21 protein-coding genes and 1 tRNA gene are annotated in these 24,141 nt (G+C 52.4%); 7 read left to right on the forward strand and 15 right to left on the reverse strand.

Annotated features, from left to right (window positions below):
• Positions 1-533: 533 nt before the first annotated feature.
• The 3 genes from ACSZO4_RS09895 to ACSZO4_RS09905 form a co-directional block, all read right to left on the reverse strand.
• A tRNA-Pro gene (locus tag ACSZO4_RS09895) sits at positions 534-610 on the reverse strand.
• A gap of 75 nt (positions 611-685) precedes the next feature.
• Entirely contained in the window at positions 686-2,446 is a 1,761-nt protein-coding gene (yejM, locus tag ACSZO4_RS09900) for an LPS biosynthesis-modulating metalloenzyme YejM (RefSeq protein WP_437888756.1), read from the reverse strand.
• 17 nt (positions 2,447-2,463) lie between these two features.
• The gene (locus ACSZO4_RS09905) at positions 2,464-2,691 is read right to left on the reverse strand and encodes a YejL family protein (protein WP_437888757.1); all 228 of its coding nucleotides are present in this window, start codon (positions 2,689-2,691) and stop codon (positions 2,464-2,466) included.
• A gap of 133 nt (positions 2,692-2,824) precedes the next feature.
• On the opposite strand from ACSZO4_RS09905, the gene yejK reads away from it, so the two are divergent.
• Positions 2,825-3,829, forward strand: a complete 1,005-nt coding sequence (gene yejK, locus ACSZO4_RS09910; RefSeq protein ID WP_437888758.1) for a nucleoid-associated protein YejK — start codon at positions 2,825-2,827, stop codon at positions 3,827-3,829.
• 29 nt (positions 3,830-3,858) lie between these two features.
• Entirely contained in the window at positions 3,859-4,494 is a 636-nt protein-coding gene (locus ACSZO4_RS09915; RefSeq protein ID WP_437888759.1) for a hypothetical protein, read from the forward strand.
• Positions 4,495-4,537: 43 nt separating this feature from the next.
• Here ACSZO4_RS09915 and rplY read toward each other — a convergent pair whose 3' ends face one another.
• Positions 4,538-4,822 (reverse strand): 50S ribosomal protein L25, encoded by a 285-nt coding sequence (rplY, locus tag ACSZO4_RS09920; RefSeq protein ID WP_437888760.1) that lies wholly within the window; start codon positions 4,820-4,822, stop codon positions 4,538-4,540.
• Positions 4,823-4,949: 127 nt separating this feature from the next.
• Entirely contained in the window at positions 4,950-6,710 is a 1,761-nt protein-coding gene (locus ACSZO4_RS09925) for a DEAD/DEAH box helicase (protein WP_437888761.1), read from the reverse strand.
• 154 nt (positions 6,711-6,864) lie between these two features.
• Here ACSZO4_RS09925 and rsuA point away from each other — a divergent pair, with 154 nt between their 5' ends.
• The 3 genes from rsuA (at position 6,865) to ACSZO4_RS09940 (ending at position 9,474) form a co-directional block, all read left to right on the forward strand.
• Complete coding sequence (rsuA, locus tag ACSZO4_RS09930; RefSeq protein ID WP_437888762.1) at positions 6,865-7,575, forward strand: 16S rRNA pseudouridine(516) synthase RsuA; 711 nt, start codon at positions 6,865-6,867, stop codon at positions 7,573-7,575.
• 12 nt (positions 7,576-7,587) lie between these two features.
• Positions 7,588-8,781, forward strand: a complete 1,194-nt coding sequence (locus ACSZO4_RS09935) for a Bcr/CflA family multidrug efflux MFS transporter (protein WP_437888763.1) — start codon at positions 7,588-7,590, stop codon at positions 8,779-8,781.
• A gap of 348 nt (positions 8,782-9,129) precedes the next feature.
• Positions 9,130-9,474 (forward strand): YejG family protein, encoded by a 345-nt coding sequence (locus ACSZO4_RS09940; protein WP_437888764.1) that lies wholly within the window; start codon positions 9,130-9,132, stop codon positions 9,472-9,474.
• A gap of 3 nt (positions 9,475-9,477) precedes the next feature.
• On the opposite strand, the gene yejF is transcribed toward ACSZO4_RS09940, so the two are convergent.
• The 6 genes from yejF to mepS all read right to left on the reverse strand — a co-directional run bounded on the left by yejF (position 9,478) and on the right by mepS (position 17,426).
• Positions 9,478-11,067, reverse strand: a complete 1,590-nt coding sequence (yejF, locus tag ACSZO4_RS09945) for a microcin C ABC transporter ATP-binding protein YejF (RefSeq protein WP_437888765.1) — start codon at positions 11,065-11,067, stop codon at positions 9,478-9,480.
• Between the two features lies 1 nt (position 11,068).
• Positions 11,069-12,094 carry an ABC transporter permease gene (locus ACSZO4_RS09950; RefSeq protein ID WP_437888766.1) on the reverse strand — a complete coding sequence of 342 codons (1,026 nt, stop codon included), beginning with the start codon at positions 12,092-12,094 and terminating at the stop codon, positions 11,069-11,071.
• A complete protein-coding gene (locus ACSZO4_RS09955) occupies positions 12,094-13,194 on the reverse strand; it encodes a microcin C ABC transporter permease YejB (RefSeq protein ID WP_437888767.1) in 1,101 nt (366 codons plus the stop codon). Before ACSZO4_RS09955 ends, ACSZO4_RS09950 begins: the two co-directional genes overlap by 1 nt.
• Positions 13,195-13,203: 9 nt before the next feature.
• The gene (locus tag ACSZO4_RS09960; RefSeq protein WP_437888791.1) at positions 13,204-15,009 is read right to left on the reverse strand and encodes an extracellular solute-binding protein; all 1,806 of its coding nucleotides are present in this window, start codon (positions 15,007-15,009) and stop codon (positions 13,204-13,206) included.
• 98 nt (positions 15,010-15,107) lie between these two features.
• Entirely contained in the window at positions 15,108-16,667 is a 1,560-nt protein-coding gene (locus tag ACSZO4_RS09965) for a cyclic di-GMP phosphodiesterase (protein ID WP_437888768.1), read from the reverse strand.
• Between the two features lie 195 nt (positions 16,668-16,862).
• Positions 16,863-17,426, reverse strand: coding sequence for a bifunctional murein DD-endopeptidase/murein LD-carboxypeptidase (mepS, locus tag ACSZO4_RS09970; RefSeq protein ID WP_437888769.1), 564 nt, complete (start codon positions 17,424-17,426; stop codon positions 16,863-16,865).
• A 110-nt stretch (positions 17,427-17,536) separates the two neighbouring features.
• Between mepS and ACSZO4_RS09975 the strand changes: the two genes are divergently transcribed.
• On the forward strand, positions 17,537-17,743 hold the full coding sequence (locus ACSZO4_RS09975) for a hypothetical protein (RefSeq protein ID WP_437888770.1): 207 nt from the start codon (positions 17,537-17,539) through the stop codon (positions 17,741-17,743).
• A 115-nt stretch (positions 17,744-17,858) separates the two neighbouring features.
• Here ACSZO4_RS09975 and ACSZO4_RS09980 read toward each other — a convergent pair whose 3' ends face one another.
• From ACSZO4_RS09980 to ACSZO4_RS09990, 3 genes are all read right to left on the reverse strand, one after another.
• Positions 17,859-18,551, reverse strand: a complete 693-nt coding sequence (locus ACSZO4_RS09980; RefSeq protein ID WP_437888771.1) for a phosphatase PAP2 family protein — start codon at positions 18,549-18,551, stop codon at positions 17,859-17,861.
• A gap of 43 nt (positions 18,552-18,594) precedes the next feature.
• The gene (locus tag ACSZO4_RS09985) at positions 18,595-19,572 is read right to left on the reverse strand and encodes a CobW family GTP-binding protein (protein ID WP_437888772.1); all 978 of its coding nucleotides are present in this window, start codon (positions 19,570-19,572) and stop codon (positions 18,595-18,597) included.
• A gap of 114 nt (positions 19,573-19,686) precedes the next feature.
• A complete protein-coding gene (locus ACSZO4_RS09990) occupies positions 19,687-21,153 on the reverse strand; it encodes a mannitol dehydrogenase family protein (RefSeq protein ID WP_437888773.1) in 1,467 nt (488 codons plus the stop codon).
• Between the two features lie 204 nt (positions 21,154-21,357).
• On the opposite strand from ACSZO4_RS09990, the gene uxuA reads away from it, so the two are divergent.
• Positions 21,358-22,548 carry a mannonate dehydratase gene (gene uxuA / locus ACSZO4_RS09995; RefSeq protein WP_437888774.1) on the forward strand — a complete coding sequence of 397 codons (1,191 nt, stop codon included), beginning with the start codon at positions 21,358-21,360 and terminating at the stop codon, positions 22,546-22,548.
• A 112-nt stretch (positions 22,549-22,660) separates the two neighbouring features.
• Here uxuA and ACSZO4_RS10000 read toward each other — a convergent pair whose 3' ends face one another.
• Positions 22,661-23,890: an oligosaccharide MFS transporter gene (locus tag ACSZO4_RS10000; RefSeq protein WP_437888775.1), complete on the reverse strand. Its 1,230-nt coding sequence runs from the start codon at positions 23,888-23,890 to the stop codon at positions 22,661-22,663.
• Positions 23,891-24,141: the final 251 nt, after the last annotated feature.

Below are 24,141 nucleotides of genomic sequence, written 5' to 3' on the forward strand. Positions count from 1 at the left end.
TCATACAGCTCAGCTAAGGTAAGGCTAATACAGATAAGGACTCCACTGAACCCCACCGATTAAATCGCACCTTCCATAGTAAATATAGTAACATTGAGAAATTTTTTCATAATGTATATTCCTTATTTGAAGTTTAATATAGGGTTGTTTATTTGTGATAAGTCAAATTGGTTAACCCCTTCTCATTATTTACAACCTGTTATTGTAATCATACCCGATATAATTAAAACCACCGTGCACATAATTTTGTCTGGAAAATGTCATGCGTAGATGGTGATACATACTCGTCATACGCCACGTTGCCAGTGCATTGACTTTATTATTCGCTCTGGCGGGCCATCCAGAGTGGTGCTCAAATCTGCTCCTGGCAGACTCGTCTCTCACTCCGGCCATTAGCCGGTGTAAGCTCCTGGGATTCGCTGCATTATCGCCTTCATGCAACTCGAATTATTTTGGATAGCGATGGTTTTTCACCATTCACAAACGGCAGGCATAAAAAAACCAACCGCGGAGGTTGGTTTTTTCAGGGAATTTGGTCGGCACGGAGAGATTCGAACTCTCGACCCTCGCCACCCCATGACGATGCGCTACCAGGCTGCGCTACGTGCCGATTCGTGGCGCTAATAGTACCCTTTTCAACGCTGATTGCAAGTGACGGATGACTGACTGATTTATAATTAATCAATCAGTTAGCGATGAATCGTTTTTCATCCGTCAGTACCTGCAACAACAAACTGAGCTGCGGTTTCTGCGAGTCGACCTTGTCACCCTGCAGGTTCCAGGTGCGGTAATTGCCGTTTTGATCCAGCAGCAGCGTCATTTGCGGCGTGGTGATGGCCAGTTCGTTACTGCCGGCAGCCGTGACCCAATTGTGCCGACGCGTGGCATTAAACAGATCCTGACCCTGCGAATACTCGTTCGCCGGCGTGCTGACATGGAGCAGACGTTGCATCAGCGTGGTCATAATGTCTTTATGATCGGTAAGACGGGTAATTCGCTGGGCGGGGGTTCCCGGCCAGTGGATCACTAACGGCACCTGTAAATTATCTCGCGACCAGGCAAAATCACCCTTCGATTTTTCCGCTGGCATGCCATGTCCCGCAGTAATAATCACTACGGTATTGTCCAGCTTTCCGGCATTGCGCAAGGTGTCCAGCAAGCGGCCAATCTGGTTATCGACGTCGCTGACTGCACGGCTGTAACGACGGGCGAAATTCTGTTGATTGCTGTCCAGTGAGCCAGTACCGTTCAGCGCCACCCACGAGAACCAGCGTGTCTCATCCTGCGCATAGCGTTGCAGCCAGTCGATCCACTGATCGGCAGTTTGCGCATCGCTCTGCGCCTGCGGCGCAGGCAGAGAGAAATCAGAAAGCAGTGCCTGACGATACAGGGCGCTGGTAAAACCGTCCGAAGAGAACAGACCAAGCTGGTAGCCCTGCTGGTTAAGCGCGGTAATCAATGCCGCAGGCACGCGGGCAGAGAGCACGCCATCCATATAGCCAGGGGAGATCCCATAGAACAGGCCAAAAAAGCCGCTATCCGGGGTATTACCCGAGCTCATATGCTGGGTAAAGGCGACGTTCTGCTCCGCAAAGCTGGCAAGCTGGGGCATCTGTTTTTCGTAACGGGAGTAGTTCAACCCATCAACGGTAATCAGCAGGACATTTTGCCCTGGTCCCATATCCAGATAGCGCAGGTCGCTTAACGGATATTGCACCGACACCGCTTCCGGATTGCCTTGTTCCACCAGACGACGCTGATAATCCTGGGCATCCAGCAGGCCGTGTTTCTCAAGAAAACGCCTTGCCGTCATGGGGTAGGAGAGCGGGAGATTGGCGCGCTGCATCGTGACAGGACGGTAAAAATTCGCATCCGCCCAGATATAAATCACATGGGTTGCCACAAAAGAGACGAAAAAGAATGCTGCCACCGGCTTCGCGTAGTGGCGGCGGCGGGTCAGACTACGTAGTTTTTGCCAGCTCCAGGTGGCAAACAGCATCTCAATAAGCAGGATCACCGGCACGCTGATAAACATCAGTTGCCAGTCGCGCGCCATTTCGTTCTGGTCAGGGTTAATCACCAGTTCCCAGACGAGAGGATTGAGATGAAGATGAAAACGGGTAAAGACTTCGCTGTCTATCAGCAGCAACGTCATGCCTGCGGTCGCCAGAATGGCCGAGAGCACGCGCATCAGGCGCTGCGACATAACGATAAAGGTCAGGGGGAATAAAATCAGCAGATAGGTCGCGAACACCAGAAAGCTGAAATGCCCGACAACGCTCAGGTAAGAATAAATTCGTCCGGTGAGGGTCGTCGGCCAGTCGGCGACGAACAAATAGCGGCTACCGATCGCGATAGACAACAAAATGTTGAATAAGGCAAACCAATGCCCCCAGCTAACCATCTGGGAGACTTTTTCACGGTAGGGCTGACGATGTGTCACCATAAATGTCGCTGTTTACCTTAGTGCGCTTTATCGTCATTGACGGACGATTGCAGAGCCTGGGAGAAGGACTTTGCGATAGCCTGGCGTTGAGCAGGGGCAACACTGGTATTGATCAAGTTCGTCACCATATTTCCCAAAACCATCAGGGAAAGGTCGGTCGGCGTCTTGTGTTTCTCCAGTACGTTGGCCAGCTCAGTCAGCAGTTGTTCAACGTGTTCATCACTATAGCGGGAAATTTGTGGCATAAATCGAAATCTGTTTATTCATAAAGTGCAACATATTACCGTAGCAAGAGGTTTTTTTCTGCTTTTTTATCTGCTGTTGCACAGTTGCCTGGGGGATGGTTGAATACCGCCCGATCATAAAGGAGAGTTTATCATGAGTCTGGACATCAACCAGATTGCCCTGCATCAGCTTATCAAGCGCGATGAGCAGAATCTTGAGCTGGTGCTGCGCGATTCTTTGCTGGAACCGACGGCCCCCGTAGAGGAGATGGTCGCCGAGTTACACCGGGTTTACAGTGCCAAAAATAAAGCCTATGGCATGTTTAATGACGAGAGCGAACTGGCGCAGGCTCTGCGGCAGCAACGCCAGGGCGAAGACGATTTTCTCGCTTTCAGCCGTGCGGCCACCGGGCGTTTACGCGATGAACTGATAAAGTACCCTTTTGCGGATGGCGGTATCGTCCTGTTCTGCCATTATCGCTACCTGGCGGTGGAATACCTGCTGGTGACGGTGCTGAATAACCTCAGCAGCATGCGCGTCAACGAACAGCTGGACATCAGTGCGACGCATTATCTGGATATCAATCACGCGGATATTGTGGCGCGTATTGACTTAACCGAGTGGGAAACCAACCCGGAATCGACCCGTTATCTGACGTTCCTGAAAGGGCGGGTAGGGCGCAAAGTGTCCGATTTCTTTATGGACTTTTTGGGAGCCAGCGAAGGGCTGAACGCCAAAGCGCAAAACCGCGGTCTGTTGCAGGCAGTGGATGATTTTACCGCCGAAGCGCAGCTCGACAAATCTGAACGCCAGGAAGTGCGTAAGCAGGTCTACACCTACTGCAATGAGCAGTTGCAGGCGGGTGAAGAGATTGAGCTTGAGTCTCTCTCCAAAGAGCTGGCGGGGGTGAGCGAAGTCAGCTTCCAGGACTTTACCGCCGACAAAGGCTATGAGCTGGAAGAGAGCTTCCCGGCGGATCGCAGCACGCTGCGTCAGTTAACGAAGTATGCGGGCAGCGGCGGTGGGTTAACCATTAACTTTGATGCCATGCTGCTGGGTGAACGTATTTTCTGGGATCCGGCGACCGATACCCTGACCATTAAAGGCACGCCGCCAAATCTGCGCGATCAGCTGCAGCGCAGAACGGGCAGCAACTGAGCCCATGTTTTTGAGTAAAGGACATGCCGATGCGTAAAGGATTACGCCACAAACCCCCTGTCGATTTTCAACTTCTGCGGCAGGTGGCTGGCAAGCACGTTTTGTTGTTTGTGCTGATGTCTGGTTTCGGTCTGTTTTCTCTCGCGGTCTCGGGGCTGATTTTATGGCGTGGGTTTGTTGACGCTCGGGCATCACTCTGGATTTTCGGCGGCCTGTTTTTCTGCCTCGGACTGTTTCTGATCGGTTTTGCATGCATTTCCTGCCTGAGCAGCGTTCGTTATTACTACGAAAAAGGGCTGCTCAAACGGCACGGGTTGAACCTGAACGCAACGCTGGTCAGTAAATCACGCGTGGCAACCGACATCACGCTGGATATCAACAGGAATGCGCGCCACGAGCACATTGATGAACTGGAGCTTAGCGTCGGGTTCGAGTTTCAGTTTGCAGGGCAAAGCTGGCAGTGTGCCGATCTGATTACCAGCGAAAAACTGTTTGACGCGCTGCGCGAAGGGCAGACTATTCCGGTACGCATTCTACCCTGGATCCCTGAGCGTGCTGCTGTTCGCCAGCGGGCGTTACTGAATCAGCTGAAGCGAGAGAATGAGCGGGCGGAAGATGATAATCTGCGAATCGCGAAGCCGCTGATTGAAAACGATGAGATATAAAAAAACCCCGCAGCGCGGGGTTTTTTTTCGACGAGGTCGGCGATTAAGCGCGAACGAAGTCGATGTGAGTCAGTTTTGGCTTGAACGGGTGACGCTGAACAGCCTGAACTTTCACTTTTACTTCTTTGCCGTCAACGGCAAGGGTCAGAACTTCGGTGTAGAAACCTTCTTTAGCCTGCTGGTTCCACACTTTGTCATGATCCAGTTCAACAGCGAACGGAGCTTCTTCACCACCGTAAACGATAGCCGGGAATTTGTTCGCTGCGCGCAGGCGGCGGCTCGCACCCTTACCCTGCTCTGTACGTACTTCTGCGTTGATAGTAAACATTTAAAACTCTCTTTAATGATTCCTGTTGCAGGCGACCCAGCAACAGGCAGATTTTCTGCTTTGCGGATGCAAAAGCGGGCGGGATTATACCCACATTGCCCCTCTCTTTCAAGCAAAGCGGCACGGCCTAACCGCGTAACTCATTGGCGCGGCGAAAGCGGCCCTCATAATCGAACACTTTTTCCCTTACCTGCCAGAACTGGCCTTTCTTGCGCGCGACCACAAAATCCGGGTGGCGTAACAACGCCTGTTGGGCGAGGATATCGCTGGCAACAATCCAGCGCATTGGAATGCCTGGCGTACGGGTATGGGGGCGGATAAACAGCTGTTCGAAGGCGGTGCGCTGAGCGGGTGTTTGCAGGCGATAGCGTTCGCTCACGTCAGCGCCATCCTCATCGTAATAGGTGATTTTTAACCACTCGCCTTTGTCATCCGCGCCGTGCGCCATGTCCATACCGCTACAGCGCAGCACCAGCGCATCCTTCAGTTTTAATGCGGCTTTGAGCATATCATCGGGATCAACCAGCACCGTATCGCAACTGCGGCAGCGACGGGCGGCAATGTCATTTTCCGCATTACACTGAGGGCAGTTCTTAAAGCGAAAACGATAATCACACTGTTCGCGTGCGCCTTCATCGTCTTCAAACCAGCCCTGACAACGGCGGCCAAAGTGCTCGATCAGTTTGCCATCGCTGGTGGTTTTACCCCAGAACGTATTGGCGAATCCGCAGGCCGGGCAGAAAACCTGCACCGGGACATTGTCGCTTTTGCCTTTGGGGGTGCCAACCTCCGGGGCGAAGAGATCGTGCGGATTGCCGGCGTAGTCCAGAATCAGACAATCTGTTTTTCCCGGCGCAAGACGCAGCCCACGACCGACAATTTGCTGATACAGGCTGACGGATTCGGTCGGGCGCAGAATGGCGATAAGATCAACATGCGGAGCATCAAAGCCGGTGGTAAGTACCGATACGTTCACCAGATAACGAAATTGCTGCGCCTTAAAGGCTTCAATTAAGGCATCACGCTGTGGGCCAGGGGTTTCACCGGTTATCAGCGCGGCATCATCGGTGGGCAGTAAACCTGTCACCTCCCGGGCGTGTTCCACGGTGGCGGCAAAAATCATCACTCCTTTGCGCTCACGAGCAAACTCGACAATCTGACTGATGATATGTGGGGTGATGCGCTGCTGCTTTTTGAGTTCAAGATTAAGATCTGCCTCACTGAACAGTCCATTGCTCTGGGCCTGCAGGCGACTGAAATCATACTGCACGACGGGCATATCCAGCCGCTCAGGCGGCGTCAGATAACCGTGTTTGATCATATAGCGCAGCGGCAGTTCATAGATGCAGTCGCGAAACAGGGCTTGTTCATTGCCGCGCACCATTCCGTGATAGTGGAAGCGGTAGATCCAGCCTTTGCCGAGACGAAAGGGGGTGGCCGTCAGCCCCAGCAGGCGTACGCGAGGGTTTACTTTACGCAAGTGCTGCAATATTTGTTGATACTGGCTGCTGTCGTCGTCGCTGATGCGGTGGCATTCATCGACAATCAGCAGTGAAAACTCCCCCTGAAAATGGTCGGGATTGCGGGCAACGGACTGTACGCTGCCAAAGACCACTTTGCCGTCGCTCTGTTTGCTGTTTAACCCGGCGGCGTAAATGTCCGCATCGAGACCGAGGGCGAGATATTTGGCGTGGTTTTGCGCGACCAGCTCTTTGACATGCGCCAGTACCAGTACGCGGCCACGCGCAACCCTTGCAAGTTCTGCAATCACCAGGCTTTTACCTGCGCCAGTGGGCAGAACTATCACTGCGGGTTCATCGTGATGACGGAAGTGGGCGAGGGTGGCATCTACTGCCTCGCGCTGATAAGGACGTAAGCTAAAAGTCATGGTCTTCGCGGTGTGACAACATTATGTCACAAGTATGCCACGAATCTTTCCCTTGAGCGGAGTATAAAGACCGCTATACTGACAGGCGTATATCACCCGAGTCTTCTTTTGGACGACAGTCCTGCTCCCAGCACCTTACAGGCAAAACAACTTCATGCGACTTGATAAGTTTATCGCTCAGCAACTCGGCGTAAGCCGTGCTATTGCCGGGCGTCAAATCCGCGCCAGCCACATTACGGTTGACGGCGACGTGGTCAAAGATACGGCATTCAAATTGCGCCCGGAACACCAGGTGGCGTACGAAGGTAACGCGCTGGTTCAACAGACCGGCCCACGTTATTTCATGCTTAACAAACCACAGGGCTATGTCTGCTCGACGGACGATCCTGACCATCCAACGGTGCTGTTTTTCCTTGATGAGCCGGTTGCTTACCAGTTACATGCCGCAGGACGCCTGGATATCGACACCACCGGACTGGTGCTGATGACCGACGATGGTCAGTGGTCACACCGCATCACCTCGCCACGTCATCATTGCGAAAAAACCTATCTGGTTGAACTGGAATCGCCGGTTGCGGACGATACCGCAGCGCTGTTTGCCAAAGGCGTTCAGTTGCATAACGAAAAAGATCTTACCCGTCCGGCGCAGCTGGAAGTGATTACCCCAACCCAGGTGCGGCTGACCATCAGTGAAGGTCGCTATCATCAGGTTAAACGTATGTTCGCAGCCGCAGGCAACCGTGTGGTGGGACTGCACCGTGAGCGCATTGGGGCTATTGCGCTGGATGAAGACATGGCGGAAGGGGAATATCGCCCGCTGACGGAAGAAGAGATCGCCAGCGTCGGTTTACCCGCGCATCAATAACAGGAGTTTGCTGTGACCACCAGGCCACACTCATCACTGAGTATCGTTTTTATTCTTGGCCTGCTGGCCATGTTAATGCCCTTGTCGATTGATATGTACCTGCCTGCGCTGCCGGTGATTGCTGAGCAATTTTCTGTTCCGGCGGGTAGTGCGCAAATGACCCTGAGCACCTATATTCTGGGTTTTGCCGTCGGGCAGCTGATTTATGGCCCGATGGCAGACAGCATTGGCCGTAAGCCGGTTATTCTTGGCGGGACTTTGATTTTTGCCGCCGCCGCCGTGGCCTGTGCGCTGGCGCAAAGCATCGACCAGCTTATTACCATGCGGTTTTTTCACGGACTTGCCGCCGCCGCCGCAAGCGTGGTGATTAACGCCCTGATGCGTGACATGTATCCGCGGGAGGAGTTTTCCCGCATGATGTCCTTCGTGATGCTGGTGACGACCATCGCGCCGTTGCTGGCGCCGATGATCGGCGGCGCGGTGCTGATCTGGTTTAGCTGGCATGCCATTTTCTGGATCCTGGCGATAGCGGCCCTGCTGGCATCGGCAATGATAGCCTTCTTTATTCGCGAAACACTGGCGCCTGAACGGCGTCAGCCCTTTCATCTGCGAACCACCGTCGGGAACTTTGCCTCATTGTTCCGCCATAAGCGCGTGCTGAGCTATATGCTGGCCAGCGGTTTCAGCTTTGCCGGGATGTTTTCATTTCTCAGCGCCGGGCCATTTGTCTATATCGAAGTGAACCATGTTTCTCCTCAGGACTTTGGCTATTACTTTGCGCTGAACATTGTGTTTTTGTTCCTGCTGACGATTATCAACGGGCGATTTGTGCGCCGCATTGGCGCGCTGAACATGTTCCGTGGCGGGCTGTGGATCCAGTTTATTATGGCGATATGGCTGGTGATAACTGCACTGCTGGGCGTCGGCTTCTGGTCGCTGGTAGTGGGGGTTGCTGCCTTTATTGGCTGTGTTTCGCTGGTTTCATCCAATGCAATGGCGGTGATTCTTGATGAGTTTCCGCATATGGCCGGGACCGCCTCGTCACTGGCCGGAACCTTCCGTTTTGGCATTGGGGCGATTGTTGGGGCGCTCCTGTCACTCTCGACCTTTAATTCCGCCTGGCCGATGATCTGGTCAATTACGTTCTGCGCCACCAGCTCCATTCTTTTTTGCATCTATGCCAGCCGCGGCAAAAAATCTGCCTGATTTTTAATCACTTCTGTCAAAAAAAGGGAGCAAAAGTGCTCCCTTTTTTGATACACATCAACCAAAATCAATATACATTCGTGCACGTTTGTTTCTTTTATGTAAAATCAAATAATGTAAAAAGTCACATCATTGTAGTGAAAAAGGTTGAGTTAGATCTCAGAAACAGGTACATATAGCCGAAAAAGAGGCTGGGGTTCATCCATAAAAGCCTAAGAAATGAACCGCTAACCCGCTCAGCATAACGCTTTTCACCTTTTCAGTGTGAGTGACAAGACGACTTGTCAATAATGTGTTAATCTGAATGTAAAATATTTGTGAAGTAAGTTTAACTTCCGGGAAATGAACGTGAATACATTACAGCTCTCCATCATCCACCGTCTCCCCCAGTGCTATCGCTGGCTTGACGGTTTTGCAGGTGCCAAAGTTGAACCGATTCCGCAAACCGATGACGATGCAGAAGGCAGTCTTGTGGCGCTCAAGTTACTCAGTCCGGATGGCGATAGCGCCTGGCCGGTGATGCACAAACTCAGCCAGGCATTAAGTGATATCGAAGTGGATTGCTCAGTGGTGGAGTGTGAAGGCGAACCCTGCCTGTTTGTGAATTGCCAAGATGAGTTAGCGGCGACCTGTCGTCTGAAAAACTTTGGTGTGGCAATCGCCGAGCCTTTTACCCGTCAAAATCCTTTCTGAGCGTCAGCGTAAGGCTAAAAGCTGACGCGTATAGTCCTGCTGCGGGTCGCTAAATACGCGGTCGCACTCTCCCTGTTCCACCACTTCTCCCTGCCTTAGCACGATGACCTGGTGACACAACGCATGTACCACCTGCAAATCGTGGCTGATAAAAATGTAGGCCAGTCGGTGCGTTTGCTGAAGTGACTTCAGCAAGGTCAAAATTTGTGACTGGACGGTACGATCCAGAGATGAGGTGGGTTCATCCAGGATGATCAGGGCTGGTTTCAGGATCAACGCCCGTGCAATGGCAATACGCTGACGCTGCCCACCGGAGAATTCGCCGGGAAAGCGTCTGCGTGCCTCAGGATCGAGGCCAACTTCATTCATAACCTGAATAACTTCCTCTTCCCGTTCCTTCGCTGTTTTCGTCGGCTGATGCACCCGCAATCCTTCCTCAATGATCTGCTGGATGTTCAGACGCGGGTTAAGTGAGGAGTTGGGATCCTGAAAGACAACCTGGATACGGTGGCGGACTGGCAGCATCTGGCGGCGATTCCATTGATCCAGAGGTTTTCCGTCGAAACGAATTGTTCCTTGCGAGGCAACCAGACGCAAAAGCGCCAGCCCGGTGGTACTTTTCCCGGAGCCGGACTCCCCCACCAGCCCGAGGGTTTCACCTGGATGCAGATCAAAACTGACCCCTTTAACCACCTCATTATGCGCGACTACGCGCCTGAGAATGCCTTTGCGGATTGGGAAGCTGACGGCAAGATTTTCCACCGTCAGCAGAGGTGCAGTTCCCGGCACCCGCGCCACCGGCCGACCTGTTGGTTCGCTATTGATAAGACGTTGTGTATAGGGGTGTGTCGGCGCGCTAAAGAGCGCATCAGCACTGTTTTGTTCCACACAGACACCGTTTTGCATAACCGCCACGTTATCCGCCAGTTTGCGCACAATGCTGAGGTTATGGGTAATAAACAGCAGCCCCATATTCAACTCCTGGCGCAGCTCCTGAAGCAGGGTCAGGATTTGCGCCTGCACGGTCACATCCAGCGCGGTAGTGGGCTCATCGGCAATCAGTAATTCCGGGCGCGTCAGCAGCGCCATGGCAATCATCACCCGCTGGCGCTCGCCGCCGGAGAGTTGATGGGGAAAATCCCCCAGCCGCTGGCGCGCATTACGGATACCGACACGGTCCAGACAGGTGAGGATCTCCGCCCGGGCGGCTTCCCGGCGCATGCCCCGGTGCAACGACAGCACTTCGTACAGCTGTTTTTCCACGTTATGCAGCGGATTCAGCGATACCATGGGCTCCTGAAAGATCATGGCGATTTTATTGCCCCGCACCTGACGCAGCGTTTTTTCGCTGGCATGAAGCAGGCTTTCACCCTGGAAGAAAATATCTCCCTGCGGGTAAACCACCGGTGGAGAGGGGAGCAGACGCAGAATTGACAGCGCGCTGACGCTTTTCCCCGATCCCGACTCACCGACTAACGCCAGGGTTTCTCCAGCCTCAATCTGTAAAGAGAGGTTGTTGACGACGGTGCGTAAGTTCTCCTGCTGACGAAAGGCGATGGAGAGGGAATCGATGCGTAACAGTGGGGTTGTCATCTCAGACCGCCTTATTGGGATCAAAGGCGTCGCGCACGGCTTCACCAATAAAAATCAGCAACGACAGCAATATCGCCACTGACAAAAATGCCGCAATACCCAGCCAGGGGGCCTGGAGATTGTTTTTCCCCTGCAATAACAGTTCACCAAGGGAAGGGGAACCCAGAGGCAAACCAAAGCCCAGGAAATCCAGAGAGGTGAGTGTTGAAATTGAACTGCACAGGATAAAAGGCAGGAAGGTGAGCGTTGCCACCATCGCATTAGGCAGCATATGGCGCAGGATAATATGGCGATCGCTTACCCCCAGCGCCTGCGCCGCACGGATATAATCAAAGTTACGGGTGCGCAAAAACTCCGCGCGTACCACGCCCACCAGCGTCATCCAGCCAAACAGCACGGTAATCGCCAGCAGCCACCAGAAACCAGGCTGAACCACGCTTGAGAGCAGGATAATCAGGAACAGAGTTGGCATCCCTGACCACACTTCGATAAAGCGCTGTCCCCACAGATCTATCCTACCGCCGTAGTAGCCCTGAACAGCGCCTGCCAGCACGCCAATAACGCATGAGCACAGGGTCAGCATCAGACCAAACAGTAGCGAGATGCGCGTACCATAAAGAATACGCGCCAGCACATCGCCACCGTTGGCATCAGTGCCAAGCCAGTTCTGTGCTGACGGCGGAGAAGGGAAGGGCAGGTCCGTGGCATAGTTAATGCTACTGGCGCCAAAGCGGATGGGAGCCTGAATCATCCAGCCATGTTGCTTAATCTGCTGCTGTAGCCACGGATCCTGATAATCCGCCGAGGTGGCAAAAGGGCCGCCGAACTCACTTTCGCTGTAGTTCGCCACAATGGGGACGTACCAGCTTCCCTGATAGCGCACCAGCAGCGGCTTATCGTTGGCAATAAGTTCAGCCCCGAGGCTGAACACAAATAACAGCATAAAGATCCACAGCGACCAGTAGCCCCGGCGGTTGTGACGAAAGCGCGCCCAGCGGGCCTGATTGACGTAGCTTAACTGAAACATCAGCGTCCCTCGAAATCGATGCGCGGATCGACCAGCGTATAGCTGATATCGCTAAGAATGTTCAGCAGCAGGCCAATCAGGGTGAAAATATAGAGCGTGCCGAACATCACCGGATAATCCCTTGAGACGGTCGCTTCATAGCCGAGCAGCCCAAGCCCGTTCAGAGAGAAAATGACCTCAATCAGCAGAGAGCCGGTGAAAAACATGCTAATAAAGGTGGCAGGAAAACCGGCAATCACCAGCAGCATGGCGTTGCGAAACACATGCTTGCGCATAATGTGATTCTCGCTGACCCCTTTTGCTCTGGCGGTGACCACATACTGTTTGCGGATCTCATCCATAAACGAGTTTTTGGTCAGCATGGTGAGTGCGGCGAAACCGCCAATCACCGTTGCCAGCACCGGCAGAGTAATATGCCATAGATAATCAGTGACTTTGCCATACCACGGCAGGGTATCAAAGTTAGCCGAGACCAGACCCCGGAGCGGGAAGAGATCGTAATAGCTGCCGCCGGCAAAAAAGACGATTAATAAAATGGCGAACAGAAACGCCGGGATCGCATAGCCAATAATAATGAACGCGCTGCTCCAGATATCAAACCGACTGCCGTTATACACCGCTTTACGGATGCCAAGTGGAATGGAGACAAGGTAGATAATCAGTGTCCCCCACAGACCGAGCGTAATGGAAACCGGCATACTCTCTTTAATGAGTTGCAGGACAGACGCACTGCGAAACAGGCTATCGCCAAAATCAAAACGCAGGTAGTTCCACAGCATGGTGAAATAGCGCTCGTGGAGAGGCTTATCGAAGCCGTAACGTTTAGTAATTTCGGCAATCACTTCCGGGTCCAGACCACGACCGCCGCGATAACGGCTGTCATTACTGACGGCATTGCCCACGCCCGTCCGGGCATGGGTGGCGCGTGTACCGTCGAGGGTGGCTCCGGGCAGCCCGGCCTGGTTACCAAATTCAATCGCCGCAATCGCCTGATCAACAGGGCCGCCGGGGGCGATTTGCACAATAAAAAAGTTAATGGTGATAATCGCCCATAGGGTGGGGACTATCAGTAATAAGCGGCGGATCAAATAGGCGCCCATTCCTTCTCCTTAACGTCTGGCGGCGGGCAGTTTGGCCGCTTTGTTTACGTCATACCACCAGGTATCAAACCCGAGGGAATAGACAGGGCGAACACCGGGCATGGAAAATTTATCCCAGTAAGCAATCTGGTCAGCGGCCATATACCACATAGGCAGCATGTAGTAGTTCCAGGTCAGTACCCGGTCCAGCGCGCGGCCTAATGGTAATAGCTTCTCTTTATCGCCCTGCGCCGCGATGATTTGCGCGAGCAGCGTATCTATGACCGGGCTTTTCACTCCCGGCGCATTGTAACTGGAGTCGATATACTGCGAGCCCCAGATTACCTGGAGGTCGGAGCTGGGCCACGGCATGGCTCTTGAGACGCGCGGCATCATGTCGTAATCGCGGCTACGCAGGCGATTGGTGATTTGTGAGTTGTCGACCTGGCGGATCTCCATGGTGATGCCCAGCCGCGCCAGATTATGCTGAAACGGCAGCACCCACTGATTATTGCCCCCGGAAGGCAGCAACATTTCGAAGACGAAAGGTTTGCCGGTTTGCGCGTTGACCCGTTGCTTGTCTTTCATTATCCAGCCCGCCTGGGTCAGTAATTCACCGGCTTTCAGCAGATTTTCCCGGTCATAGCCGTCGCCTGTTGAAACGGCAGGGGTATAAATCGAGGTGAAGACCTCTGGCGGAATATCGGCTTTCATCGGGGCAAGCAATGTCAGTTCAGCCGCATCCGGGTAATTGCGGGCGGCATACTCGGTGTTCTGGAAATAACTGTTGGTACGGCTGTAGGCATTGTAAAACAGCGCTTTGTTCATCCATTCAAAATCAAACGCCAGCGATATCGCTTCACGGACCCGCCGGTCGCTGAACACTGGTCGCTGGATATTAAAGGCTATCCAGCGCGTATCCTGGGCGGAGCTGTTCTTCTGCTCGTCTTTGACGATATAGCCGCTGGAAAAATTACTGCCGATATAGCGGGTGGCCCAGTTTTTGGCGCTGCTTTCAGCGCGCATATCATAGGCACCCGCTTTGAAGGCTTCAAAGGCGACGTTATCGTCAAGGTAGTAGTCGTAGCGAATGGTATCGAAATTCCAGCGACCCCGGTTAACGGGCAGGTTAGCGCCCCAGTAATCGGTCACCCGCGAATAAGTGACGTACTGCCCCATTCGCCAGGCGCTGATGCGATAGGGGCCACTGGCCAGCGGGGGTTTGCCAAGCGGGTCGCTCAGTTTATGATCCTTCCAGAATTTCTCTGGCATCACCGGCAGCGTTAACAGACTCAGCATATTCTCTTTACCCGGTTCGCCAAGTTCGATACGCACCGTCAAAGGCGCGATGGCTTTTACCGTCGTGCCTTTATAAATCAGACGGAACTGGGGAACCCCTTCGGTCATAAATTTCTGGAAGGTGAAGGCAAAGTCACTGGCGCGAATGGGGGATCCGTCATGGAAGGTGGCGCGAGGATTGAGCGTCACTTCTATCCACGAGAAGTCATCGGCGTAGCGGGCTGTTTCCGCAATCAGCGGGTAATAACTGCCGGGTTCGTCATCAGACGTGGTGAACAGGGCATCATAAAGCGATTCCGTACGTACCGCGGCGTTGCCACGCAGAGCGAAACGGTTGAAATTATCGAAGGTACCAATACTTGAAAGCGTGACGCTGCCGCCTTTTGGGGCCGCCGGATTAACATAATCGAAATGGGTAAAGTTAACGGCATATTTGGGTTCGCCAATAACGGCAAAGGTATCGCGCTCTTTAATGACCTGTGCCTGGGCTGCCAGGCCGATAAACAATAAAAGTGAAACAACTACGCGCAAAAACATCATGAAGTGAGTTCCTTTACCAGCTGCGCGCCGGGCGCGACATCGTCTTCTTATTGAATAATAAGGGAGCTCGGGCCTGTTGTGAAATATTAACGGTCTTAAAGTTGCGAGGAAAATGGCGCAGGCTGCCATGCAACAAACTGTTCCAGGGTCATCGGGCGGCTGAAGTAATAGCCCTGCAGAAAATGGACGTCATGCTCGCGTAGCCAACGTGCCTGCTCGGGCGTTTCAACACCTTCGGCAACGGTCGCCATATTCAATCTTTTAGCCAGCGTCAGAACGGCATCAAGCACCGGAGAGGTGACGGTTTCCATACCGATGGCATTGACAAAACCGCGATCGATTTTTAAATAATCCAGCGTGAAACGTTCGAGATAAATTAATGCGCTATGGCCGGTACCGAAATCATCAATCGCCACTTCATAACCTTCACTGCGCAGCCACTGGAATAACCTGGCTGCTTCCTTTTCCCGCAGCATATCCCGTTCAGTTATTTCAAACACCAGACTAAAATAGTCTGCGGGCAGAGAGTGCGAAAAGGCGCGAATATCATCGGCAAAGGTTGTTGAGTGCAGATGACCTGGCGCGATATTGACCCCCAGTTTTGCTCCCTCGGGCAACAGCGTTTGCAGTATCTGCGCATCCCGGGCAATCAGCTTAAACAGATGTAAGGTCAGCGGCACAATGACTTTTTGGGCTTCGGCAAACTGGATAAAGGCATCCGGCGGAATTTCACCCGAGGTGGGGTGCTTCCAGCGCATTAAGACTTCCACTCCCCGCACCTTTAATTCGGCGGAATCGACAACGGGCTGATAAACCACATAAAATTGATCGCGCTTGATAGCGGTGAGAATTTCTTTGCCTGGCCGCAGATGCACTGACAAAACATAGGCCGCCAGCATTCCAGCCAGTACGCCCGACATGACGCCAAATAACACTGCAAACTGTATATCCTCAGGTCGCCATTTGTCGGCGTAGAGATAAACGGTCAGCGGCAGACCTTTCAGAGCAGCAGTTCGAAAAGGCGTTTTGCCCAACGCCTGCAAATCAATCACCCCGGGTGAAAAGGTGGAGATCGCCTTATTGCCAACACCCAGCGCAATACCATTCACTCCCCGCGATTGTTGCGGCATATAGAGAAGGAAAGGGGTGAGATTGATATTCAGTGAGGCGAAGACACCGCGGTTACCCAGTAGTGAACTGCGAAACCATATTACCACCGAAGATTTTTCCGGCATCATCGGCGTGCCGGAAAGGATCGCCATATCGGTGTTTTTATGCAGATCAATATCCGGTATCAGCTTGTGCATAGGCACATTCATCACGCCGGTTGCGGATGAACAGACGGCATTTTCATCTCTGACCAGTAAAAAGGCTCTTACGTTTAGAGTAAAGGCGGCGCGGGAGGTGAGGGTGCTGGCAACATCACTGCATTCGCTGAGCGTAAGCGGCTGGAGTGACTCCGCGGTCGTTTTGATATCGGTCAGGTAATCACTTAACCAGTCGCGGATGCCGCCGACCATGGCATCCATTTTCTGTTCGTGTTTATTTTGCAGGATCAGGTACTGCACTCCCCCGACAATGATAGCCGCAAATAATCCCGCCAGAATACTCAGCAGGATGATTTTTCGGGTGGCAGAAGCGTCGCGGGTAAACATCACTGGGATCCATTTCGATGTTCAATGGCCTTAAGCCAGGCTATTGATCTGATTGAATTCCTGGAATATAGCCTGGAAAGCGTCAGTGAGACATACATTTTTGCGCTAAATTTAGGCAATAAAAAAACACCGACTAAGCGGTGTTTTTTTATTATCTCTGCGTCAGCCAAGGGAATAACCGACGAAGACAGAACGTTAGCTGCGTTTCAGAACACGTCGCGCTTCATTATAGCGCTTCTTCCAGTACGGTTCGTCCATGCTGGAAATCACTACGCCACTGCTGGTGGAAGCATGCACAAATTGGTTGTTACCCAAATAGATGCCCACGTGGCGACCGGTCGAACCGGCTCTGAACAACACTAAGTCACCGGTACGCAGGCTGGTGCGGGATACGGAACTCCCCATTTCCTGCTGTTCATAAGTAGAACGCGGTAACTCTAAACCAAACTGTTCGCGGAAAGTACGCTGCACAAAACCGGAACAATCGATACCTTTTTTGGTGTCGCCACCAAGACGATAACGAACGCCTTTCCAGCTTGCATATTGATCCATAATCCGTGATTTCACATCCAGATTACGTACCATGCTTTCAAATTCATCCTGAGAGGCTTGCAGTGAAGAAGGATCTTCACCCACAGCATGCGTCTCAGGATGCATATTTTTCGCGGTGTTCGAGGAACACGCCGATAACAATACTGCCACTGCAATTGCGGGAATTGTCCGCAAAATATATCTCAAAATCGGCTGAGATTTGACCATGTTAATTGTTTTCCCTTGAAGTCCTTAACGATAAATATCGTTATAAAAAATGCCAACGCAGCGAGATTAATTACCCGTGTTCAGTGAGACAATTCCCAATGGTTAAATCTGTGGAAGAACGCACAAATTTATTTGCCATGAAAATAATTGTCTTTTCCAACGAGGCCAACCGAGATTACCCCATCACTCTTAGCATTGCGAGCGCTTTTCCGCGATTTTTTATAAGAAATAATGATACAAAAAGTGAATTTTCAGGAATGGACAAAAAATCGGCTGAATGGGTTAAAAAACATGCAACCGCCTCATTTTCATCATGAAAATTATGACAGGGAAATGACGGTTGCCGGAAGTTTCGTAAAATTTGACTCAGGGAACGAAAACGAACTCTGATATTTAGCGGACTCTTATGTTAATAAAATGTTTTGTTTTTGTTTATTTTCCCGGCAGGTAACGATCGAACATGGCGATTATTTTGTCGCTCAGCGGGGTCATCAGACACCATGGCAGACCAATCAACGCGACGGAAAGTGAGCCGACGGCAATATCGGTGAACCAATGCGCGCCGATCATCACTCGGGGAAAGGCGAAAACCACAAAAATAATCAGGGCTATGGTAAACGCTTTTTTGCCGAAATAGCGCAGCATGATTGCGGAAAAAATAAGCAACATCATGCCGTGATCGCCAGGGAAGCTGTCCTTCGAGGCGTCTTTAGTGGGAATTGCTAATAATTCACTGACGCGATTAATGCCGGTAAAAAAGAGCGTGGGGCTTTCGCGTTTCACCGGAATAAGCAGTTGCGCCAGTTGGTTTAATACGACCGCCAGCAGCAGCATCGTCAGGCCAATAATAAGGATGCGGCGACGTCCCTGGCTGTCTTCCTGTAACCAGTACCCGAGCATCAGGCATCCCATGGCCACGAGGGAGCAGGCATCAAAGGCACGATTATTGGTTAGCGCCACCAGCCACAGGAAGGCACGGCTCTCTACCAGCCCCTGGTTGAAAAAATGGAAAATCGATGCATCAAGTGGAAACCACGCACCGTGATTAACCGGCAGATACCAGGAAAGGAACAATGCCAGACCGACAACATTAAGGAGCAAAATTTGCGGTATGCGAGTTTTCATTTTTAACCATATCTTCACAAACAGGGGCAAAACAGTAGTACCTTTAATCTAAACGAAGCTTCAACAAACTGGACTGAAGTGCATTCCAGTCGGCATCGACTGAGGAAATAAGCTCAATTCGGCTGTCCGGCGGTGCAACATTTTGTGTTTCAATATGAAAATCCTGACCCTGCCGATTCAGTCGCACTAACCCTTCCGGGATACGCATCACGCCTTTGACACGCTCGACAGGCGCCAGTCGCGCCCATTCCATCAGACCAATGGTGTCAAAGCGGGTATCGGCGTCAAAAATCCATCCGCAGGCCTGATGACCCTGTCCGCTGTTCAGGCTGCGACGCCAGCGTTGATGTTCCGGCAGACTCAGTGCCGCAAGCCCCTTTTTTTCGCCGGAGTGGTGATGGTGTTGAGCGCTGGCGGGGAGTTCCCGCAGATTGCGCCGCGGTGTGTCCAGTAAATCGGGGGAAATACGGCCCTGTATGGCGTCAATGCGCTGGCGTTCACCGCCATACTGCTGCCACCATTGCTCGAAAGCCCGGGCGCTCTCGTCAGTCATGCGATCCTGTTTATTGGCGACAATAATGTCGGCGGCGGCTAACTGGTCGCGGAAGTTTTCATTATGCAGCGCTTTTTCATCGAGAAGCTGGCGAGGATCGAGCAAACACAAGGTCGCACGCAGGTCGATCCACGGCTCATAGACGGGGGTGGTCAGCATATCGAGAATTTGTTTAGGATGGCCAAGGCCCGTGGGTTCAATTAATAACCTATCCGGTTTTCCCTGACGTAACAGCGTGTTGAGGCCAACCTGCATCGGTAAGCCATTAACACAGCACATGCATCCGCCGGGGATCTCTTTGAGTAATGCGCCACTGTCCGCAAGCAATGCGCCGTCGATGCCGACTTCACCAAATTCGTTGACCAGCACCGCCCATTTTTCATGTTCGGGTTTGTTGGCCAGTAAATGCAGAATAGAGGTGGTTTTTCCACTGCCGAGAAAGCCGGTAATCAGGTTGGTCCTGGTCATGTGCACTCCAGAATTACGCACAATAATTTGTCCGTAATCCTGGCGAAAAAGTGTGAAAAAGAGAAGGGCAGGAGTGACGAAAGAGCGCACTCCCGCATTTAAACGCAGAAAATGTTAACCAGGCAGCGCATCTCTGACTGCTTTAAGAACGCCCTTTTGCACCAGGTTGTCCCATGCCGACTGTAAAGTGGCGACAAACCGCGGATCGGCGGGCAGCGTCGTGCCGAAAATCTCGCTTAAGGTCAGCAATGCGGTTACCCGCTCAGCCTCGCTGCTGTTCTGGCAGGTCGCGCGAATTTTTTCCACCAGCGGATCGCGCACATCAATCGTATTGCCCGCTTCGTCAGTGCCGCTGACATAGCGCATCCAGCCAGCGACACCCAGCGCCAGCAATGACCAGTTGCTCTGTCTCTGCAGGTGAATCTGAATGCTATCCAGCATACGCTGAGGAAGTTTTTGACTGCCGTCCATGGCGATTTGCCAGGTACGGTGTTTCAGCGCCGGATTGGCAAAACGCTCAAGCAGGCTGTCAGCATAGGCGCTGAGATCGACATCGGTAATGCTCAGGGTGGGCGCCTGCTCATTTAACATCAGTTGCCGGGCTGCCGCGAGAAGAGTGGCCTCCTGCATGCAGTCTGCAATATGCGCGTACCCGGCCAGATAGCCGAGGTATGCCAGAAAGGAGTGACTGCCGTTAAGCATACGCAGTTTCATCTCCTCCCACGGGCGCACATCCTGTACCATCTGCACACCTGCGGCTTCCCATTGCGGCCGGCCAGCGACAAAACTATCCTCGATAACCCACTGAAAATAGGGCTCACAGCTAATGGCGCAAGGATCAGCGACACCCAGCAGCGCTTCGATTTCTGCCAGTGACTCATCTGTTGCCGCAGGCACAATACGGTCAACCATCGTTGACGGAAAACGCACCTGTTCGTTGATCCACAGTGCCAGCTCCGGCGAGCGGTGCTGGGCCATTCCAAGGACGGCATGTTTTACCACCTGACCGTTATCCGGAATGTTGTCACAGGAGAGCACCGTAAAGGGCGCTAAACCACGTGCACGACGGCGGGAGAGGGCTTCAACAAGGATCCCTGGCGCTGAGTGCGGCTCAGCAGGATTTTGCAGATCGTGGCTGATACGCGGCTGACTGAGGTCCAGCTTGCCCGTTGCCGGATCAATACAATAGCCCTTCTCGGTAATGGTCAGGGAGACAATTGCCACCTGCGGCTCACAAAACTTTTCAATAATTGCCGCCAGCGAATCCAGTTTCGCGTTCAGGCATTCATTAACCACACCAATGACCCTGGCCTCATTTCCCTGCGCGCCTTTTTCCAGCACGGTGTAGAGATGGTCCTGCGCCCGCAATTGCGCCATGAGCTGGTCACCGCTGAACAGACTGATTTCGCAAATGCCCCAGTCGCCGCCCTGTGCGTTGAGGACTCTGTCGGTCAATAGCGCCTGATGGGCGCGATGAAAGGCGCCAAAACCCAGGTGAACGATGCGCGAGCGCAGGGCATGACGATCGTAAATGGGAAGTTTTACCGAATCCGGTAACGTGGCGGAGGCAATGGTCTGCATAACAAGGGCACCTGATTAACGAATAATTAACAATGGCAGTGTAAAGTTATATGATAGCAAATTGAATTGGTGTGCCTTATTTATCCGGTGAATGTGAGCTGGATCAATCATTGTCGGCCCGGGATTTGACCCTTAAGCAGAAGCATGTATGGTAGTCGTCATGTGCTGTTTTGTATTGGTATAACAACTTTTGAGGGCGTAGAGATGGAACAAACCTGGCGTTGGTACGGACCGAACGATCCGGTGTCTTTAGATGATGTGCGTCAGGCGGGCGCAACAGGCGTGGTGACGGCGCTGCATCATATCCCTAATGGTCAGGTCTGGCCGGTTGATGAGATCAAAAAACGCCAGGCGTTGCTGGCTGAAAAAGGGCTGGTCTGGTCGGTCGTGGAAAGTATCCCGGTGCATGAAGAGATCAAAACCCGCAGCGGACAATATGCAACCTGGATCGCGAATTATCAGCAAAGCATACTTAACCTGGCAGCGTGCGGTATTGATACCGTGTGCTACAACTTTATGCCGATCCTCGACTGGACGCGCACCGACCTTGAATATCAGTTACCTGACGGTTCAAAGGCCCTGCGTTTTGACCAGATTGCCTTTGCGGCCTTCGAGCTGTACATCCTCAAGCGCGAAGGGGCGCAGGCCGATTACAGTGAAGAAGAGCAACAGCAGGCGCAGGCCTGTTTTGAAGCCATGAGCGCGGCTGAGATTGAGAAACTGACGCGTAACATTATTGCTGGCCTGCCAGGGGCTGAAGAGGGCTACACGCTGGCGCAGTTCCACGCGCGCCTTGCTGAATATGACGGCATTGATAAAGCCCGGTTGCGGGAAAATATGGCTTACTTCCTGCGGGCAATTGTACCGGTTGCTGAGGCCTGCGGGTTACGTCTTGCGGTACATCCGGACGATCCGCCGCGCCCAATCCTCGGGCTGCCGCGTATTGTTTCCACGATAGAAGATATGCAGTGGCTGAAAGAGGCAGTGGACAGTATCAATAACGGTTTCACCATGTGTACCGGATCATACGGCGTTCGCGCCGATAACGACCTGGTCGAGATGATTGAGACATTCGGGGATCGTATCCACTTTACCCATCTACGCTCAACCTGCCGTGAAGAGAATCCGAAGACCTTCCATGAGGCGGCGCATCTTGGCGGCGACGTTAATATGGTTGCGGTGGTCGATGCTGTCCTCAAAGAGGAGTTGCGGCGCAAAGAAGCGGGCGATCTGCGACCGATCCCGTTCCGCCCCGATCACGGGCATCAAATGCTTGACGACCTGCGTAAGAAAACCAATCCGGGCTATTCAGCGATTGGGCGTCTGAAAGGTATGGCTGAAGTGCGCGGCGTGGAGCTGGCGCTGAAAATGACCAAATATCCGCAGTTGCTGTAGCACCAAACCCCACCCGGCAGCAGGCACGCAGGCTGGGTGGGGGAATGCGGAGTCATCCATGACTCATCCCTGAAAACAGGAAGGTACGCTTGCCTTCCTGTTAATCATTGGGTTATTGAAGCGCGGGTTGCGGCGTTGTTGTTTTGCCCACCCGCGAATCCCGGAGCGTGAAAGCAGAGACGATGGTAAAGAAACCGGCAATCGAGCCCAGAATCAGATAGGTGTCAGCAAAGCCAATGGTATCGTACAGATAACCTGCAACGGGTGAATAAACTGCAGTGGCGATGGAGGCGGCGAATAGCACCAGCAGATATACCGTCGACAGCAGTTTGTTATCAAAATTGGCCGAGATAAACTTAAAGACCGAGACCAGAATCAGTGGTTTTTCGATGGCGTGTAGCATTTTTACCGCTGCAATCCATACCGGCCCTAACTGAATGGCGGAACCTGCAATACGCACTGACATAATTGTCCCGGCAATCACCAGCGCCCATTTTGCGCCGGTACGGTTAACAAACCAGGGCATCAGACACAGGAATAACGTTTCGCCACACACCTGTACTGACGCGAGGATCCCGTACCAGTGGTTGCCCTCCTCCTTGGTCGGGAACTGCATGGAGAAATACTGAGCGAACTGCTGATCGTAGGTGTCGTATATTTGCGTAACAAACAGGGTGAAAATAAGCAGCATCCAGAACTGACCGTTTTTAGCCAGTTCCAGCGCATGGATGGCTTTTAGCGAGCTGGTTTTTTCGATTTCCGCTTCGGTCAGCTCAATTTTCGTCAGCATAAAACAGATTGCGGCAACCACAATCGCGCAGCTTGCCAGCCAGAAAGAAAGGTCAGGGATCGAGTCGATATATTTCCCTACAATCCACGCCGCTGCTGCCCATCCCAGGGATCCCCACATCCGCACGCGACCATATTCAAAGTCGTAACGGCGGGAAATTTTATCGATGTATGAGTCAATAACGCCGCAGCCCGAGTTAAAAATAATACCGAGATAAACGCCGCCCAGGATCGCGCCGAGCCAGAAGTTGTGTACCAGCAGCGGGGCGTAAACATAGATAAAGAACGGGCCGACGGGCAGCAGCAGCGCCACGATTATCCAGATCAGCTGTTTCTTCAGGCCAAACTTATCGGAAATAAAGCCAAAGAATGGCTGCATCAACAGCGCAATGAAGGCGTTGATGGAGTAGAGCAGCCCGGTTTGTGTCGCGCTGATACCCAAATGCTGGGTCGTCCAGATAACAAAGAACGCCATGGTCGATGACCAGGCGAACAGATACAGAAAATCGAAAATGCTGAGCAGAATATAATTACGCTTGCCGGGTAGTAGCATCGCCACATCCTCATCAAATATCAGACCATCCCCTGGCACATCGCAATGATGATGTGCTCACGGAAGTTTTATTGTATGTTTCGCCCCAGGAATGTTATACGTTGACAATTCCTTTATTAATCTGACATCCGAATACCGGTTTCAGGCAATCTGAATAGCAATTAAATGTGACTTGATTCACTTTTTTGTCTGCTTTTTAGCTGATATTAGCGATAAAGATCACTTGATGATTTATGAGAGCGTATTACTTT

Source organism: Phytobacter sp. V91 (assembly GCF_965644225.1).
GTDB lineage: Bacteria > Pseudomonadota > Gammaproteobacteria > Enterobacterales > Enterobacteriaceae > CBFFRJ01.